This window comes from Breoghania sp. JC706 (assembly GCF_037026715.1).
GTDB lineage: Bacteria > Pseudomonadota > Alphaproteobacteria > Rhizobiales > Stappiaceae > Breoghania.
This window is the reverse complement of sequence record NZ_JBANCG010000002.1, coordinates 618,209-636,289: the sequence shown is the minus strand read 5'-3', so window position 1 is coordinate 636,289 and position 18,081 is coordinate 618,209. Positions and strand designations below refer to the sequence as shown.

At 64.1% G+C, this 18,081-nt stretch carries 16 protein-coding genes; 11 read left to right on the top strand and 5 right to left on the bottom strand.

Features of this window, described 5'->3' with window-relative positions; all coding sequences use genetic code 11:
• Both V2L18_RS06000 and V2L18_RS05995 read right to left on the bottom strand, forming a co-directional pair.
• The coding region (locus V2L18_RS06000; protein WP_336176985.1) for an ion transporter at window positions 1–833 on the bottom strand (833 nt) is incomplete at its 3' end.
• A 98-nt stretch (window positions 834–931) separates the two neighbouring features.
• On the bottom strand, window positions 932–1,687 hold the full coding sequence (locus V2L18_RS05995) for a hypothetical protein (protein WP_336176984.1): 756 nt from the start codon (window positions 1,685–1,687) through the stop codon (window positions 932–934).
• A gap of 473 nt (window positions 1,688–2,160) precedes the next feature.
• Between V2L18_RS05995 and V2L18_RS05990 the strand changes: the two genes are divergently transcribed.
• Window positions 2,161–4,326 carry a malate synthase G gene (locus V2L18_RS05990; protein ID WP_336176983.1) on the top strand — a complete coding sequence of 722 codons (2,166 nt, stop codon included), beginning with the start codon at window positions 2,161–2,163 and terminating at the stop codon, window positions 4,324–4,326.
• A 170-nt stretch (window positions 4,327–4,496) separates the two neighbouring features.
• Window positions 4,497–4,850 carry a carboxymuconolactone decarboxylase family protein gene (locus V2L18_RS05985; RefSeq protein WP_336176982.1) on the top strand — a complete coding sequence of 118 codons (354 nt, stop codon included), beginning with the start codon at window positions 4,497–4,499 and terminating at the stop codon, window positions 4,848–4,850.
• A gap of 116 nt (window positions 4,851–4,966) precedes the next feature.
• On the opposite strand, the gene V2L18_RS05980 is transcribed toward V2L18_RS05985, so the two are convergent.
• Window positions 4,967–5,302: a DUF2218 domain-containing protein gene (locus V2L18_RS05980; RefSeq protein WP_336176981.1), complete on the bottom strand. Its 336-nt coding sequence runs from the start codon at window positions 5,300–5,302 to the stop codon at window positions 4,967–4,969.
• Window positions 5,303–5,672: 370 nt separating this feature from the next.
• On the opposite strand from V2L18_RS05980, the gene V2L18_RS05975 reads away from it, so the two are divergent.
• The 7 genes from V2L18_RS05975 (at window position 5,673) to V2L18_RS05945 (ending at window position 13,388) form a co-directional block, all read left to right on the top strand.
• Window positions 5,673–6,536, top strand: a complete 864-nt coding sequence (locus tag V2L18_RS05975; protein WP_336176980.1) for a xanthine dehydrogenase family protein subunit M — start codon at window positions 5,673–5,675, stop codon at window positions 6,534–6,536.
• 15 nt (window positions 6,537–6,551) lie between these two features.
• Window positions 6,552–7,052 carry a (2Fe-2S)-binding protein gene (locus V2L18_RS05970; RefSeq protein WP_336176979.1) on the top strand — a complete coding sequence of 167 codons (501 nt, stop codon included), beginning with the start codon at window positions 6,552–6,554 and terminating at the stop codon, window positions 7,050–7,052.
• Complete coding sequence (locus V2L18_RS05965; protein WP_336176978.1) at window positions 7,049–9,469, top strand: aerobic carbon-monoxide dehydrogenase large subunit; 2,421 nt, start codon at window positions 7,049–7,051, stop codon at window positions 9,467–9,469. The genes V2L18_RS05970 and V2L18_RS05965 overlap by 4 nt, the downstream gene beginning before the upstream one ends.
• 204 nt (window positions 9,470–9,673) lie before the next feature.
• On the top strand, window positions 9,674–10,555 hold the full coding sequence (locus tag V2L18_RS05960; RefSeq protein ID WP_336176977.1) for a MoxR family ATPase: 882 nt from the start codon (window positions 9,674–9,676) through the stop codon (window positions 10,553–10,555).
• Window positions 10,556–10,614: 59 nt separating this feature from the next.
• Complete coding sequence (locus V2L18_RS05955; protein ID WP_336176975.1) at window positions 10,615–11,760, top strand: VWA domain-containing protein; 1,146 nt, start codon at window positions 10,615–10,617, stop codon at window positions 11,758–11,760.
• An 11-nt stretch (window positions 11,761–11,771) separates the two neighbouring features.
• On the top strand, window positions 11,772–12,581 hold the full coding sequence (locus V2L18_RS05950; RefSeq protein WP_336176974.1) for an XdhC/CoxI family protein: 810 nt from the start codon (window positions 11,772–11,774) through the stop codon (window positions 12,579–12,581).
• A gap of 96 nt (window positions 12,582–12,677) precedes the next feature.
• Complete coding sequence (locus V2L18_RS05945) at window positions 12,678–13,388, top strand: class I SAM-dependent methyltransferase (RefSeq protein WP_336176973.1); 711 nt, start codon at window positions 12,678–12,680, stop codon at window positions 13,386–13,388.
• A 15-nt stretch (window positions 13,389–13,403) separates the two neighbouring features.
• On the opposite strand, the gene V2L18_RS05940 is transcribed toward V2L18_RS05945, so the two are convergent.
• Window positions 13,404–14,282: a LysR family transcriptional regulator gene (locus V2L18_RS05940; RefSeq protein ID WP_336176972.1), complete on the bottom strand. Its 879-nt coding sequence runs from the start codon at window positions 14,280–14,282 to the stop codon at window positions 13,404–13,406.
• A gap of 261 nt (window positions 14,283–14,543) precedes the next feature.
• On the opposite strand from V2L18_RS05940, the gene V2L18_RS05935 reads away from it, so the two are divergent.
• Window positions 14,544–16,043 carry a CoA-acylating methylmalonate-semialdehyde dehydrogenase gene (locus tag V2L18_RS05935; RefSeq protein ID WP_336176970.1) on the top strand — a complete coding sequence of 500 codons (1,500 nt, stop codon included), beginning with the start codon at window positions 14,544–14,546 and terminating at the stop codon, window positions 16,041–16,043.
• Between the two features lie 75 nt (window positions 16,044–16,118).
• Here the strand turns inward: V2L18_RS05935 and V2L18_RS05930 are convergent, their stop codons facing one another.
• Window positions 16,119–17,333 carry an MFS transporter gene (locus V2L18_RS05930; protein WP_336176969.1) on the bottom strand — a complete coding sequence of 405 codons (1,215 nt, stop codon included), beginning with the start codon at window positions 17,331–17,333 and terminating at the stop codon, window positions 16,119–16,121.
• Window positions 17,334–17,485: 152 nt separating this feature from the next.
• On the opposite strand from V2L18_RS05930, the gene V2L18_RS05925 reads away from it, so the two are divergent.
• Window positions 17,486–18,055 carry a TetR/AcrR family transcriptional regulator gene (locus V2L18_RS05925; RefSeq protein WP_336176968.1) on the top strand — a complete coding sequence of 190 codons (570 nt, stop codon included), beginning with the start codon at window positions 17,486–17,488 and terminating at the stop codon, window positions 18,053–18,055.
• Window positions 18,056–18,081: the final 26 nt, after the last annotated feature.

Below are 18,081 nucleotides of genomic sequence, written 5' to 3'. Positions count from 1 at the left end.
GGCGATGATTCACTCTCGAATTGATCATCGCCCAACTCGCTCTCCGCAAGTGATTGGTGCTTTGTTGGAGCTCGACGAGCGTTTTCGCGGAATGCCTCGCTGAAGGCGCCAGCTAAAATTCCAGTCGGCATCGCGACAACGCCCACTGCGGCGATTGCGAACAGAGCAGCGAAGACTTTTCCGAGAACCGTTTGAGGAAAGGCGCCTGCGTAGCCAACTTTCGTAACAGTGGCGACACCCCACCACAATGCGCGCGGAATACTCCCAAAGCTCTCTGGATTTTCTTCTGCTTCCGCAAAATACATAAACGTTGCAGAAAGCAGCATCATTCCAAATGCGACCAAAAGACTGAGCAGCAACTCTATTCGCCGCGTGTAAATTGCGCTGACGATATTTGCCAACGCCTGCGAATATCTAGTTAATTTAGCAATAACAAGGAGTCTCGACAGACGCAGCAGACGCAGTAAAGATGAGCCCGTCAAATCAACGGTTACAAAAAATACGATGATTGCAGCGAGATCTGCCAGAGCTATCGGAGATATTATATACCTAATCCTCCCTGAAATACCTTTATACTTCTCCTCCTCTCCGGAAGAGAAAACTCTCAATATGTACTCAATTGCAAAAACAGAACCAACTATCAAATCGAAATATTTAAAAATAACGCCATATTTCGATATAATCGTACTTTCTGTTTCTAAAATACTTGATGTTACCGAAATTATTACAAGAATTGAGATAGCCTTATTTAGTGGCGAGAGCCCTTTATGAGGCCAAGCCTCTGGGTTCAAATTACGGTACAAGAAGTGCCGTGCATCCAGAAGCCCCGCCATTCTGCCTCATCCATCGAACAACCATCCAACCCAATTTCTGTATGAGCTTCCTGGAAGCTAAATGGCAACGATTTATTTGACTTCATATAGTCGGCACCTCACCACTTCAGCGAATAGCTTGCCTTGAGAACCTTCACCGGCTCGTCGTCGGCGGCTTCCAGGTTGTCGGACAGTGATGCGGTGATGACGAGGTGGTCGGCGAACCGCTTTTCCGCCGAGAAGGTCGCGACCGGCGCGTCCAGTACGTTGGTGACGGCGGCGCCGAGCTTGAAGGTGCGCGCGACCGTCTGTTCGGCGCTCAGGTTGGCGACAAAGGTGCCGTTGCCGCTCAGATGGTCGAGCCCGCCGGCCACGACCGTGCCGAAGCTCTTGGCCTCCAGCCGCATTGTGGTGCCTGCTCCCCATAGCATGGGATCGTCGTCGAGCGGTCTGACGTCGACCCAGTAGCGATCGTCGAGGCTTGCGACGAACTGACCGCCATCGACCTTCCAGCGCCGCGTGTTCGTCCAGTTCACGCGGCCGTTGTCGTCGCGCGGGGTCATCGACAGGGCGAGGGTGGAGGTATCCCACAGCGGCAGTGTGTCGGCGCCGGAGACCTTGACCCGCCCCCACACGACGCTCGCCGGTGCACTCACCGTGTCGTAGCGGCCGGAGGCGGCATAGAGCCGGCCGGCAAAGCCGATGTTCACACCGAAGGCCGTTTCGCTCAGGAGCGGAAGCTTGACGCCCATCCGTTTGAGATAGGTGCCGTCGGTGTTTTTCGTTGCGGTGGAGATGTAGGTGAGCGCAAGCCCCTTCTCCCCCGCCGCAGCCGGCGCGGACACGGCGGCCGCACACGAGCAAGCGAGAATCACCGCCACGGCTCCACCACGAAATCGGAAAGCCGGGAAATTCAGGATCGGAAATCGCAAGCGGTACAAGAGACGAAATCCCCGAAATCACCGACACCCCGCCCGGATCGCATCCGGCGAAGGCTGTCGATATCGCCAGGCCCGCCCGCCGACGGCACGACATGTGCCCGGACGGAGCCATGGAGGCCACATCAGACTCCTGATCCCTTTTGACGCCTTTTCTTGTTGCTGAGGTTTTACATGAACCAAGCGGTCATTTGAACCGCATTCTTACGAACTCGCGACGAAATTGGTTCATTACGGTATTATATACTTCATTTTACGGTATTATATACTTCTCTGCGGCATACCGATCGCGCGGGAAACACATCTTTTCCAAGGCAGCCTTTTGAGTGGGAAAGCCATCCCTGCTATTGAGAGCGACAAACGCGCGGGGTGCGCAGGCGCGCCGCCTCCACAACAGACAGGAAAACGCCATGACGTCGAACCGGGTGGAAACCTCAGGTCTGAAGGTCGCCAGGGAACTCCATGATTTTATCGAGACGGAAGCCCTGCCCGGTACAGGCGTGGCGTCGGCCGATTTCTGGGCCGGTCTTGGGGCTTTGATCAACGAACTGGGCCCGAAGAACCGCGCCCTGCTGGAACGGCGCGCCGAGCTGCAGGGCCAACTCGACGAGTGGCACAAGGCGCGCCGCGGCCGGCCAATCGATTTTCAGGACTACAAGGCCTTTCTCGCCGAGATCGGCTACCTGCAGCCCGAAGGCCCGGACTTTTCCGTCGATACGGACCGGATCGACGAGGAATTCACCACCATCGCCGGGCCGCAGCTTGTGGTGCCCATCACCAACGCACGCTATGCGCTGAATGCGGCGAACGCGCGCTGGGGCTCGCTCTACGATGCGCTCTACGGCACGGACGCGATGGGCGACCTGCCGACGGGCAAGGACTACGACCCGGCGCGCGGCCAGCGCGTGATCGCCTGGGCGAAGGCGTTTCTGGACGAGGCAGCGCCGCTTGCCGAAGGCTCCCACGCCAATGCCACGGGCTATGCGGTGGAGGGCGGCAAGCTCGTCGTCACGATGGAAGACGGCGCCACGAGCAGGCTTGAGAACGACGAGCAGTTCGCCGGCTATCGCGGCGAGGCGAGCGCGCCGGAGGCCGTTCTGCTGGTCAACCATGCGCTGCACATCGAACTCGTGGTCGACCGGGCCAATGCGATCGGCGGGACCGACAAGGCCGGCATCGCGGACATGGTCATCGAGGCCGCCGTCTCGACCATCATGGACTTCGAGGATTCGGTCGCTGCCGTCGATGCCGAGGACAAGACGCTTGCCTACCGCAACTGGCTGGGTCTGATGAAGGGCGATCTCGCCGAGGAGGTTTCCAAGGGCGGCAAGACGTTCACCCGCAGGCTCAACCCGGACCGCGACTACACCGCCCCCGATGGCGAGGGTACCGTCACCCTGCATGGCCGTTCGATGATGCTCAGCCGCAATGTCGGCCACCTGATGACCAATCCGGCCATTCTCGATGCCAATGGCGACGAAGCCTTCGAAGGCCTGATGGACGCGGCGATCACCACGCTCATCGCCATGCACGATCTGAAGGGCGAGGGCCCCGGCAATTCGCGCGCCGGCTCGATCTATCTGGTCAAGCCGAAGATGCACGGACCCGACGAGGTCGCCTTCACCGACGAGATCCTGACGCGCGTGGAGGGTTTTCTCGGGCTGGAGCCGAATACGGTGAAGGTCGGCATCATGGATGAGGAGCGCCGCACGACGGTGAACCTGAAGGCCTGCATCCGGGCCGCGAAGTCACGCGTTGCCTTCATCAACACCGGCTTCCTCGACCGCACGGGCGATGAGATCCACACCTCCATGGAAGCCGGTCCGATGGAGCGCAAGGGCGACATGAAGGGTCTGCCCTGGATCAAGGCCTATGAGGACTGGAACGTCGATATCGGGCTCGCCTGTGGCCTGCGCGGCAAGGCGCAGATCGGCAAGGGCATGTGGGCCATGCCGGACCTGATGCATGCCATGCTGGATCAGAAGATCGGCCATCCAATGGCCGGCGCCAATTGCGCCTGGGTTCCCTCGCCGACCGCGGCGACGCTGCACGCCACCCATTATCACAAGGTGGACGTGAAGGCGCGCCAGTCGGAAATCGCCGGGCGCGAGCGCGCCTCGCTCGACGATATCCTGACGATCCCGGTGGCGGCACGGCCGAGCTGGTCGACCGACGACGTGAAGCAGGAAGTGGAGAACAACGCACAAGGTATCCTCGGTTACGTGGTGCGCTGGGTCGACCAGGGCATCGGCTGCTCCAAGGTGCCGGACATCAACGATGTCGCGCTGATGGAAGACCGCGCCACCTGCCGCATCTCCTCCCAGCACATCGCCAACTGGCTGCATCATGGTGTCGTCACCGAAAAGGAGGTGATGGACATCATGAAGCGGATGGCCGAGGTGGTGGACCGCCAGAACGCCGGCGACGCCAACTACACGCCGATGGCGCCGGGCTTCGACACAATCGCCTTCAAGGCGGCGTGCGACCTCGTCTTCAAGGGGCGCGAGCAGCCGTCCGGCTACACCGAACCGGTGCTGCACGCCCGCCGGCTGGAACTGAAGGCCGAACGCGGCTGAGGCACAGCGCTCCTTTTCCGCCCGCAGGCGGATCCAGAGGCCGGCGTCCGGGACGCCGGCCTTTTTCATGCGCGTCAAAATGCGGGGGATGACATATTCACATAATGCAACAGGACGATAGCCAACTCTGCTATCAAATAAACCTGTTTGAATATGAAAGGACGACCCCCATGGGCACCACCCCCTATCCCGAGATCACTGATGCCATTTCCAAGCAGGTCAAGGTTCTCTCCAAGGAGATTCCGGACACCATGGCGGGCTTCCGCAAGATGGTTGATGGTGCAGAGGCCGATGGCGCGCTCGACAAGAAGACCAAGGAGCTGATCGCCATGGGCATCGCCATCGCACTTCGCTGTGACGGCTGCATCGGCTTTCACAGCCGCAACCTCGTGAACCTCGGCGCCACCCGCCAGGAATACGAGGAGATGCTGGGCGTGGCGATCTACATGGGCGGCGGTCCGTCGCTGATGTATGCCGCTCAAGCCATGAACGCATGGGAGCAGTTCGGCGGCGCCAAGAGCTGACGCATTCGCGAAGGCGGCAGCACGGCAGGCCACCAAGCCTGCCCCCCTGCCTTGCCGCGATCGAACGCCGGCCGGCCCTGCCCGGCCGGCTTTTTTTGTACTGCGGCTGCAACCGTTCAGCCGTTGCTCGTCTCCTTCCAGTCGAAGACCAGCGGCGCCTCGCGAAAGGCGAACCGCTCGAGATGGCTTTCGACGACGCCTTGCAGCCTCTCCAGCTGTTCGGGAACGCTGGCCATAAGCTCGCAGCGCAGATGATCGGGCTCCGCCTTCATCCGCAGGATGCCCTCGCCGGGCCAATCGCCGCTGCGGCCGCTGGCCGGAAAAACCACCTGGCCGCTTTCCGGCGAGAATTCGACCTGAAGAGTGTGGCTCCAGTGCTTGCAGAGCTGTTGCAGGTAGCGACTGGCGTTTTCCGTCGGGACCTGCGTTGTTGATTGAACCGTATTGTCCATGATTTTCCAGACTTCCGTTTCTTGGAGCGAAGCTCCTGGCGTTTCTTGCAGCGAAGCTCTTGGCGTTGGCTGGAGCGAAGCTCGCGGGAACGGAGTGACCTCCGGCCACCGGATATACGGCCTGTTACCGCCCAGACAAGTTCCCCCGACGCCTTAGGCGTCCTGCGCCTGCCCCACCCGTTCGTGCCCGGGATCCGTCGTTGGTGCGCGGTAGCCCGTCGTTCGTGCAAAACGGGCGAACATTCATGGGTTTGCCCCCGCAGCGCCGTGCCGATGCGGCACCATGTTTCGGTCGGGCCCGGGTCGGGAGGACGATCCGGAGCGCTGCCGATGCGAAGACCCGAACGGGAGAAACCTGGGGAGGACAACCGTGATACCGGGATCGTTCGACTATCACTGTCCCACGACCGTCGATGAGGCCGTGGCGCTGCTCGGCGAGTATGGCGAGGAGGCGCGAGCCATCGCCGGTGGGCACAGCCTCATTCCGATGATGAAACTGCGGCTTGCTGCGCCGGAACACCTCATCGACCTGCGCAGGATCGACTCCATGCGCGGGATTTCGCGGGATGCGGGCTCGATCGTCATCGGCGCGACGACCACCCAGGCGGAGATCATCGTCTCTCCCGTCATCGCCGCCGATCTTCCCATCCTGTCCGAAACCGCGACGCTCATCGCCGATCCGCAGGTTCGCGCGGTGGGCACGATCGGCGGAAATGTCGCTAACGGAGATCCCGGCAACGACATGCCGGCACTGATGCAGTGCCTTGGCGCCGATTATGTCCTGAAAGGCCCGGGCGGCGAACGCACGGTCGCCGCGCGCGATTTCTATGAGGGAACCTATTTCACGGCGCTCGAAGAGGGCGAGTTGCTGACCGCCATCCGCATTCCCCAGCCGCCGGCTGGCATCGGCTGGGCTTACGAGAAGCTGAAGCGCAAGGTCGGCGACTACGCGACCGCCGCAGCCGCCGTGCTGCTGAAGATGGATGGCGACACGTGTTCGTTCGCCTCCGTTGCGCTCACCAATGTCGGCGACACGCCGCTGTTCGCTGCTGAGGCGGCGGAGGCGCTTGTCGGCTCGAAACTCGACGCAGCGGCGATCAACGCCGCCGTTGCCGCAGCCGAGGCGATCACCAATCCGGCGTCCGACGGCCGGGGCCCCGCCGAATACCGGACCAAGATGGCTGGCGTGATGGTGCGCCGGGCGATCGCCCGTGCCCGCAACCGTGCCGCCTGAAGAGGGACAGCAAGAATGGCAAAGACCCACGTCAAGATGACGGTGAACGGCAAGCAGGTCGAAGCGCTTGTCGAGCCGCGCACACTGCTCATCCATTTCATCCGCGAGGAACTGGAGCTGACCGGCCCGCATATCGGCTGCGAGACCAGCCATTGCGGCGCCTGCACGCTCGATATCGACGGCAAATCGGTGAAATCGTGCACGATGTTCGCGGTGCAGGCCAATGGCGCCGACATCCACACCATCGAGGGCATGGCGGAAGCCGACGGGACGCTGCACCCGCTGCAGGACGCTTTCCGAGAGATGCACGGGCTGCAATGCGGCTTCTGCACGCCAGGGATGATCACCCGGGCCTACCGGCTGCTGCAGGAAAACCCGAACCCGAGCGACGAGGAGATCCGGATGGGCATCTCGGGCAACCTGTGCCGCTGCACCGGCTACCAGAACATCGTCGCCGCGATCCGGCTTGCGGCCGAACGCATGAACGGCACGCAGAACCGGGAGGCCGCAGAATGAACGACATGACCGTTCCGCGCGAGGAGCGCGAGGCCAAACTGGAAGGCATGGGCTGCAAGCGCAAGCGGGTGGAGGACGTCCGCTTCACGCAAGGCAAGGGGAATTACGTCGACGACATCAAGCTGAAGGACATGGTCTTTGGCGATTTCGTCCGCTCGCCCTATCCCCATGCCCGGGTGAAATCCATCGACACGTCCGCGGCCGAGGCCCTGCCCGGCGTGCTGGCGGTACTTACCGCCGAAACCCTGAAGACCATCAATCTCGCCTGGATGCCGACGCTGGCCGGCGACGTGCAGATGGTGCTGGCCGACGGCAAGGTGCTTTTCCAGAACCAGGAAGTCGCCTTCGTCATCGCCGAGGACCGCTACATCGCTGCCGACGCGGTGGATCTGGTGGAGGTCGAGTACGAGGAACTTCCCGTACTCGTCGATCCGTTCAAGGCGATGGCGCCGGATGCGCCGGTGCTGCGCGAGGATCTTGAGGGCAAGACCGAGGGCGCACACGGGGCGCGCAAGCACCACAACCATATCTTCGAATGGACGGTGGGCGACAGCGAGGCGACCGACCTTGCATTCTCCAAGGCCGAGGTGACCGTGAAGGAGCTGATCTCCTATCACCGATGCCACCCCTGCCCGCTGGAAACCTGCGCCTGCGTCGCCTCGATGGACAAGATCAAGGGCGAGCTGACGCTGTGGGGCACGTTTCAGGCGCCGCACGTCGTGCGCACGGTCGCCTCGTTGCTTTCCACCATTCCCGAGCACAAGATCCGGGTGATCTCACCCGATATCGGCGGCGGCTTCGGCAACAAGGTGGGCGTCTATCCCGGCTATGTCTGCTCGATCGTCGGCTCCATCGTGCTGGGGCGGCCGGTGAAGTGGGTGGAAGACCGGATCGAGAACTTGTCGGCCACCGCCTTTGCCCGCGACTATCACATGACGACGGAACTGGCGGCGACCGTCGAGGGCAAGATCACCGGCCTCAGATGCCATGTGCTTGCCGACCATGGCGGGTTCGATGCCTGCGCCGATCCGTCGAAGTGGCCGGCGGGCTTCTTCAACATCATCACCGGCTCCTACGACATCCCGACGGCCCACGTGGCGGTGGACGGGGTCTACACCAACAAGGCGCCGGGCGGGGTGGCCTATCGCTGCTCGTTCCGGGTGACGGAGGCGGTCTACGCCATGGAGCGCGCCATCGACGTGCTGGCGCGCAAACTGAACATGGATCCGGCGGAACTCAGGCTGAAGAACTTCATCCGGCCGGAGCAGTTCCCCTACCCCTCGGCGCTGGGTTGGGAATACGACAGTGGCGACTACGAAACAGCCATGCGCAAGGCGATGGAGACGGTGGACTATGCCGGGCTCAGAGCCGAACAGGCGGAAAGGCGCGCCGCCTTTGAACGTGGCGAGACGCGCGAGTTGATGGGCATCGGGGTGTCGTTCTTCACCGAGATCGTCGGTGCGGGCCCGACGCGCAATTGCGACATTCTCGGCATCGGCATGTTCGACAGCTGCGAGATCCGTATCCACCCGACGGGCGCAGCGATCGCGCGGATGGGCACGATCAGCCAGGGCCAGGGACACCAGACCACATACGCCCAGATCCTTGCGACCGAACTCGGCATACCCGCCGACATGATCGACATCGAGGAAGGCGACACCGACACCGCGCCTTACGGTCTCGGCACCTACGGCTCTCGCTCCACGCCTGTTGCCGGTGCAGCCACCGCCATCGCCGCGCGCAAGATCAAGGCGAAGGCCCAGATGATCGCGGCACACATGCTGGAAGTGCACGAGGACGATCTGGAATGGGACGTCGACGGCTTCCGCGTGAAGGGCCTGCCGGAAAAGACCGCTTCCATGAAGGAGATCTGCTGGGCGGCCTACAACAACGTGCCGCCCAACATGGAGCCGGGACTGGAGGCCGTGTCCTACTATGACCCGCCCAACATGACCTACCCCTTCGGCGCCTATATCTGCGTGATGGACATCGACGTCGATACGGGGGCTCACAAGGTCCGGCGCTTCTACGCGCTCGACGATTGCGGCACGCGCATCAACCCGATGATCATCGAGGGCCAGGTGCATGGCGGCCTGACCGAGGGCTACGCCATCGCCATGGGCCAGGAGATCGCCTACGACGAGATGGGCAACGTCAGGACCGCCTCGCTGATGGACTTCTTCCTGCCGACCGCGGTGGAAACCCCGGTCTGGGAGACGGACTGGACCGTGACCCCATCACCACATCACCCGATCGGTGCAAAAGGGGTTGGCGAAAGCCCCAACGTCGGTTCGGTGCCGTGCTTCTCCAACGCCGTCAACGATGCCTTCGCGCATCTCGGCGTCACCCACCTGCAGATGCCGCACGATGCGTGGCGCGTGTGGAGGGAATGCAAGCGGCTGGGGCTGACGGGGTAACGTCGCGGGTTCGGGTAGGGTATCCCCGTGGGATACCCCCTCCCCTAGCCCCTCCCCTCAAGGGGGAGGGGGACGGTGTCCGAGCAAGTCTAAAGTCTTGAGGGCAACGCGGCGCGCCACATGTCGTGAGCAAATTCCCCTCCCCCTTGAGGGGAGGGGTTAGGGGTGGGGGTACCCTTCCCCCGATCCTATCCGGAAGACACCATGCCCTTCGACCGCACCACCATCGCAACGCGCCTGACAAACGCCGGCTACGTGCCCGATGCCGATCTCGCCATGGCGCTTTACCTGATGGATCTCTTGCAGCGGCCGTTGCTGCTGGAAGGCGAGGCCGGGGTCGGCAAGACGGAGGTCGCCAAGGCTCTGGCGGAGGTTCATGCCGCTCCGCTCATCCGGCTGCAATGCTATGAGGGGCTCGATGCCTCCGCCGCGCTCTACGAATGGAACTACCAGCGCCAGCTTCTCGCCATCAAGACGCACGAGCGCGACGGGGTATCGGCCGAGGCCATCGAAGAGCAGATCTTCTCCGAGGATTACCTGCTCGAGCGTCCGCTGCTCGCCGCGATCCGATCAGACACGCGGGCGGTGCTTCTGATCGACGAGATCGACCGGGCGGACGAGGAATTCGAGGCCTTCCTGCTGGAGCTTCTCTCCGACTGGCAGGTGAGCGTGCCGGAACTGGGCACCATCCACGCCACCACCATTCCGCGTGTGATCCTCACCTCCAACGGCACGCGCGAGCTTTCCGATGCGCTACGCCGGCGCTGCCTTTATCACTATGTCGACTACCCGGACGAGGCGCGTGAGACGCGAATTCTGACTGCCCGTCTTCCCGGCATCGACCAGCGGCTCGCGGCCGAGATCGCCCGGCTCGTCGCCATGGTGCGCAAGGAAGACCTGCGGAAAGTGCCGGGCGTCGCCGAAACGCTCGATTGGGCGGCCGCGCTGGTCGGGCTCGAAGTGAAGCATCTGGCGGATGACCCGGAATCCGTCCATGACACGCTGATCTGCCTGTTGAAGACGCAAGAGGATCAGGCGGCGATGAGCCGCGAAGTTCTCGACCGTTTGATCGGCAAGGTGGCATGATGGCGAAAACCGCCCCTGCCCCGCCGCCGGAGGCCGCAGGCGCCGCGCACAGAGCGCAGATGATGCGCTTTCTCGCACAGCTGAGGGCGAACCGGTTTGCGATCGGGCTTTCGGAAGCGCAAGACGCCCTGAAACTTGCCGCTGCGGGTCTCGCCGCCCGCCCCTCGCGCCTGCGCCCGGCGCTGAGAGCGCTTGCGTGCAGCCGCCGCGATGACTTTGCCCGTTTCGACGCGCTGTTCGACGCCCATTGGCTCGGTCGCGGCGTTCGCGCCGCCACCCGCGTTTCCGGTGCGCCGGACCGCGCGCCAGCAGGCATAGAGAAGATGCGCGGCCAGCCCTCCGGCCCTTCGGCCGGCGGCATGCCCGACCACGTCGAGCGCCGTCGCGAACAGGCCGGAGAGGATGACGAGACCGGCGCGGCAGATGCGCGGCGCGGCGGCGCCTCGCGCGCGCAAGTTCTGGAGACGACGGACCTGCGCCACATCGCTGACCCGCAAGCCATCGCCGAGGTCAACGCGCTGGCCGGGCGTCTCGCGGGAGCCTTGCGCCAACGCCTCACCCGGCGCGAGCGGCTTCGCCGGCGTGGACGGCGGATAGACCTGCGCACGACAATCCGGCGCTCCATCGCGCATGGAGGCGAACCGTTCGACCTCGCCTTCCGCAAACGCCGCGACAAGCCGCTCCGCATTGTCGCTCTGCTCGATGTCTCCGCCTCCATGAGCCCTTATTCGGCATTCTTCCTGCGCTTTCTGCATGGCTTGCTCGACCATGCACGCGAGGCCGATGCCTTTCTGTTTCACACAGGGCTTGTCCATGTCTCGCCGGCCCTGAAGGAGCGCGATCCGCAACGCGCGCTCGACCGGCTTTCGCTGATCGCCCGGGGCTTTGCCGGCGGCACCCGCATCGGCGAGAGCCTCGCGGCGTTCAACCGCCAGCATGCGGCGCGCGTGGTGCACGGGCGCACCGCGGTGATCATCGTTTCCGACGGCTACGACACCGGCCCGGCGGAAGATCTCGGCCGCGAACTCGCAAGCCTTCGCAAGCGCACACGGCACATCGCCTGGCTAAACCCGATGGCGGGATGGCAGGGCTACGAGCCCGCCGCCGCCGGCATGCGGGCGGCGCTACCCCATCTCGATCTTTTCGCCGCGGCCCATAATCTGGAGAGCCTGGCGAAGCTCGAACCCTATCTTGCGCGGCTTTGAGGACAACGACGATGTCAGCGCCCGACACCTCCGCCGATCCGGTCCTCGACACGATCAACCGTCTCCGGCGCGAGCGGGCGGCCTTTGCAGTTGCAACGGTTGTGCGCACCGTTGCGGCCACGGCTGCCAAGGCGGGCGCCAAGGCGGTAATCCTGGGTGACGGCACGATGCACGGGTGGATCGGCGGCGGGTGTGCGCAGGGCGCGGTGCTGCGGGCGGTCAAGCGGGCGCTGGCCGATGGCGAGCCGCGGCTCATCTCCGTCCAGCCGCACGAGATCCTGAGCGCGGAGGGCGTAAAGGCGGGCGAAGTTCGCGAGGGCATCGAGTATTACCGCAGCCACTGCCCCTCGAAAGGCACGGTGGACATCTTCATCGAGCCCGTGCGACCGCAGCCGCTGCTTCTCGTGTTCGGCGCGACGCCGGTTGCCCGGGCCGTGGCGGAGCTCGCCCCCCGCTTCGGCTTCGACGCGGCGCTCGCGGAGCGCGCGCGCGATATTGCCGAGTTTCCGTCCGGCGAGGTCTATGCGGTCATCGCAACGCAGGGTCTCGGCGACATGGATGCGCTTCAGGCGGTGCTGGGTCACGACGTTGCCCACGCCGCCTTCGTCGGCAGCCGCGCGAAGGCAGCGAGCCTGCGCAAGGAACTGACTGAATCCGGCATTGCTGCGGAGCGTATCGCCACACTGTCGGCACCGGCCGGCATCGATATTGGCGCGATCACGCCAGAGGAAATCGCCCTGTCCATTCTGGCGGAGGCCGTTCAGGTCAGACGCGCGGCACGGCGCAGGCCCGCATCGTCCGCGAACGCGCTCAACGGCTGACCTCGGCCGCGCGCCATTCCCGGCCTTCGCGTTTTCTGGCACTGTCACCGAAAAACTGAGACAGTCCTCTCCCGCATCGATCACGGCAACCTTCTCATGCAGAACTCTCCCGCTTCCGCGGCCAAATTCGATCCCTCCCGGGCCGGCGAATACGCCGAACAAAGCCGCATCGGGCTGGCCGGTTACGACGCCTGCCACGAACTGGCCGCATGCGTGCTCGCCTCCGTGCTGGGGTCAGGTTCGACGGCCCGCATTCTGGTGGCGGGCGCCGGCGGCACAGCCAGCGAGATCGTGTGCGGCGCGCGGCTGGAGCCCGGCTGGCGTTTTCTTGCGGTCGACCCATCCGAACCGATGCTCGCGCTCGCGCGCGCGGCGGTGGAAGGCGCCGGTTTTTCGGAACGCACGGAATTCCGGCAAGCGCAGGTCGGTGACCTGTCGAGAGAAGAGACGTTCGATGCGGCAACCCTCATCGGCGTCCTGCACCACCTGCCGGGCGAAGAGGCGAAACGCGCCATTCTCGCCGACCTTTCCGCGCGGCTGAAACCCGGCGCGCCACTCATTCTGGCCGGCAATTATCGCGCTTATGCGGAAGAGCCGGTGCTGTTGCAGGCGTGGGGACAACGCTGGCGTCAGCACGGCGCCGATGAGAACGAGGTCACTGCGAAGCTTGGAAAGATCCTGCAGGGTGCGGACCCGCCGGCCTCGGAAGAGGTCGTTGCCGATCTGCTGGCCGGCGCGGGTTTCGAGCCGCCCCTCAGGTTCTTCTCAAGCCTGTTCTGGGGCGCGTGGGTCACCCGCAAGCGATAGCACGCCACAACGCGCTCAGGCGAAGATATGGCGTTCTGCGCTGACGATCCCGGCGACGAAATCCGCCACGACCTGCACCGGCCGCTGCTCGCGCGAGGTCTCGTGATAGACGAGCCAGTAGGCCCGGCGGATCAGCCTGTCGGGCAGGACCGGCACAAGCTCGGGATCGCGACGGGCGATGAAACTGTGCAGAATGCCGATGCCGGCGCCGGCGCGCACCGCCTCCGTCTGACCGAGCGCCGAAGCGATCTCGAAACGCGCCTGCCAGTCGCGGGCCACCTCGCCCGCGTAAGCAAGGGCGGGAGAAAAGACCAGGTCCTCCACATAGCCGACAAGCTGGTGATGGCGCAGGTCCGAAGGGGTCTGCGGAACGCCGTGCTCCTGAAGATAGAGGGAGTGGGCGAAGAGGCCGAGCGTGTAGTCGACGAGCTTCTTTGCGACCAGCCGGCCATGCTCGGGCCGTTCCACGGTGACCGCGATATCCGCCTCGCGGCGTGACAGCGAGACGGAACGCGGCGCCGGCACGAGCTGTACCGTCAGCCCGGGATGCCGGGCAGTCAATTCGCCCAGGCGCGGGGCCAGAAAGGCGACGCCGAAGCCATCGGGCGCGCCGATGCGGACCGTGCCCGACACGTCCAGATCCGCATCGGTTGCGGCCGTGGCCGCCAGCATTTCCGCCTCCATCGCTTCCGCCGAGGCGAGGAAACGCTCGCCCGCAGGCGTCAGCACGCAGCCGTTGGTGCGCCTGTCGAGAAGCCGCGTCTTGAGGGCGGCTTCAAGCGCACTCACACGCCGGGCCACAGTCGCGTGGTTGAGGCCCAGCCTGCGCCCGGCCGCCAAGAGCTGGCCTGCGCGGGCAACGGCCAGGAAGATGCGCACGTCATCCCAGTTCATCGGTTCGGTTTCTCTCCAGCGCCACAGGGCCCGGGGTGCAATGGCGAGCGAGGAGACGCGAGGCGTGAAGCGTGAAGCCCCACCCATTTCATTTTTTGCACTTCATCTTCGCCCTCGCAAACAATTGCACTTCAATTTTTGCACAACGGCTGCGCCCCGTCGAGCGTTGCGTTTCCGCGCGCTTGATGCAGACTGTCGGGCAACGAACGGAGACGAAATCCGTCCGACACCATCAGGTCACCAGAATCCGGGAGGCTCTTCATGCGCGAGATCGGTCATTTCATAGGCGGCAAGCACGTCGCTGGCACGTCAGGGCGCACCGCCGACGTTTTCAATCCCGCTACCGGCGAGGTTCAGGCCAAGGTAGCACTGGCGAGCGCGGCCGAAGTTCGCGCGGCCGTGGAAAACGCAGCAGCCGCCCAGCCCGCCTGGGCCGCGACCAACCCGCAGCGCCGCGCCCGCGTGCTGATGAAGTTCGTCGATCTTCTTCACCGCGACATGGACAAGCTCGCCGAAGCACTGTCGAAGGAGCACGGCAAGACCATTCCCGATGCCAAGGGCGACGTCATTCGCGGGCTGGAAGTCGCCGAATTCTGCATCGGCGCGCCGCACCTGATGAAGGGCGAGTATTCCGAAGGCGCGGGCCCCGGCATCGACATGTATTCGATGCGCCAGCCGCTGGGCGTGGTCGCCGGCATCACGCCGTTCAACTTCCCGGCGATGATCCCGATGTGGAAGTTCTGCCCGGCGATCGCCGCGGGCAACGCCTTCGTCCTGAAGCCGTCGGAGCGTGACCCGTCCGTACCGCTGATGCTGGCGGAGCTGATGCTGGAAGCCGGCGCGCCGGAAGGCATTCTCAACGTGGTCAACGGCGACAAGGAAGCCGTGGACGCCATTCTGGATGACGACATCGTCCAGGCGGTGGGCTTCGTCGGCTCCACCGCAATCGCTCATTACGTCTATTCGCGCGGCTGCGCTTCGGGCAAGCGCGTTCAGTGCTTCGGCGGCGCCAAGAACCACATGCTGATCATGCCGGACGCGGACATGGATCAGGCTGTCGACGCGCTGGTGGGCGCGGGCTACGGGGCCGCCGGTGAGCGCTGCATGGCCGTGTCCGTCGCCGTTCCCGTCGGCGAGGCAGCCGCCAACCTCCTGATGGAAAAGCTCATTCCCCGGGTCGAGAACCTCAAGATCGGCCCCTATACTGCCGGCGACGACGTCGATTTCGGACCGCTGGTGACGAAGGAGGCCTATGCCCGCGTCAGGGGGCTCGTCGACCGCGGGGTCGAGGAAGGCGCGACGCTTGCCGTGGACGGGCGCGATTTCAAGCTGCAGGGCTACGAGAACGGCAATTTCATCGGCGGCTGCCTGTTCGACAACGTCACCAAGGACATGGACATCTACAAGACCGAAATCTTCGGCCCCGTCCTCTCCGTGGTGCGCGCCAAGACCTACGAGGAAGCCATCGATCTGCCGATGAGCCACGAATACGGCAACGGCGTCGCCATCTTTACGCGCGACGGCGACACCGCACGCGACTTCTGCGCCCGCATCAACATCGGCATGGTGGGCGTCAACGTGCCGATCCCGGTGCCGCTGGCCTATCACACATTCGGCGGCTGGAAGCGGTCTGGCTTCGGCGACCTCAACCAGCACGGCCCCGATGCCTTCAAGTTCTACACCCGCACCAAGACCGTGACGTCACGCTGGCCGTCCGGCACCAAGGAAGGTGCGGAGTTCTCCATCCCCACGATGGGGTGAAGGCGGGAACGCACAATTGTTTACGGAAAGGGGGCCAAGCGGCCCCCTTTTTCTTGTCATGTGCCGCTTGCCCTTTCAGGCCGCCATGATCGTTCGGCCGCTCGCAAGCCCCGTGGCCCGAAGGAGGATGTAGCCCCCTACGTTCAGCATCAACACGAACGCGCCGAAGACGAGGGTTGTCGCGGCAAGGCCGATCGACGTGGCGAGAAAGCCCGCACCGATCGCTGGCACGCTCAGCGCCAGATAGGATTCGATGTAATAGACGGCGAGCAATTCCGCCCGCTCATCAGAGCGCGCCAGCGGCAGCAGCAGCCGCATCAGGCCGGTAAAGCACGCGCCCCACCCAAGCCCCGTCACGACCGAGCCGATCGCGAGCAGGACAATTTGACCCGTGATGACGCCGACTGTCAGCGCCACGAGGCCCGCGACGACGGCCGTCGTTCCAAAGGTCATGGCCGCAGCCGGCCTGCGCGTGCGCAATGCGAAGACCGCGACACCACCGGAGAACATCAGCGATGCCACCACGATGCCTCCGAGGAAAGGCGAGGCGATGCCGGTTGTCCGCGCGACAACGGAGGGGATGAGGGAGAGAAAAAAGCCGCCCAGCATCCAGATCGACAGATTGATCGGAGACAAAAGCACGAAGGCGCGGCGGGCGGAGGCGGGAATGGTGACGCGCGGATCGAGCGCGGCAAGCGCGCCGGGCCTGCGACGGACCGTTTCCGGCATGCGCCAGATCATGGCGGCCTGGAGCACGGTCAGGATGAGGATCACGGCGTAAACCAGATGGCTTGGCGCCGGAGCAAAGGTCACGAGGGCGCCCGAGATGAGTGCTCCCGCCCCCATGCCGCCCAACGGCGACAGGCTGTTGACCACCGGCCCCCGTTCGCTGTCCGCATCCACCACCGCCGCGCCGAGCGACGTGGTGGACACACCAGTGGCAATCCCCTGCATCAACCTCGCCGCAAGCAGCGCAGGACCGCTTTCGGCCTGCAGGAACAGGACCATGGCGACGATCTGCAGCACCAGACCGACAAAGATGACCGGCCTGCGCCCGACATGATCGGAAAGCGATCCGCCGACCAGCAAGGCAGCCAGCAGCGCGAAGGCATAAACGGCAAACACGAAAGTGATCATCACCGGAGAAATGCCCCACATTTGCTGGTAGAGCCGGTAGAGCGGGGTCGGAGCGGCCGAGGCGGCCATGAAGGTGGCGAAGGTTCCCGCATAAAACAGGAAGGGGCCGGGGACCGCAGACCGACCGGTGCCCCCGGAGAGAGAACTGGACATGATGCTTGGGCTCACTTAAAGCTAATTTGTTGCGATAGAGATACCCCCTCCATCACATAAAAGCAAATAATTTGCTTTAGTGAATTCCGACATGCGCGTTCGTGCGCAACGGAGTGCGGGCGCAAGCAAAGCGGACAGACGAGAAAAGACGCATGACGGCAAAGACACAGACACGCCCGGGCGGACGAAGCGCCCGGGTTCAGGCGAGCGTTCATGCCGCCGTGGAAAAGCTGCAACAGGCGATGCCGCGCGAGGCGCTGACGATTCCGGCGATTGCCGAAGAAGCGGGGGTGACCCCCTCCACAATCTATCGGCGCTGGGGAGACCTCAGGGAGTTGTTCGCCGATGTTGCGCTTCAGCGCCTGCGGCCGGACAGTCCACCGAAAGATACCGGCAGCGCGCGCACCGACCTGGAAGCCTGGAGCGAACAATATGCGGAGGAAATGGCTTCGGAACCCGGCCGCAAGATGATTCAGGATGTGCTCGTCAGCCAGGGCGAGCGCGGCAAGGCCTCCGCGTGCTGTTCGATCACGCGCGCGCAGCTGGACCTTCTCGCCGCACGCGCCCGCGACCGGGGCGAGGCCTTTCCGAACGTCGACGATGTTCTCGATCAGGTGGTCGCGCCGATCATCTACCGCATTCTCTACGACCAACCCCTGGAAGAAAGTCGCTGGCGGGGTTTCGTCCAACGGCTTTTCGACGATCTTGCGAACAAGGGATAGAAACGGAAAGCGACCGGCACTCCCGG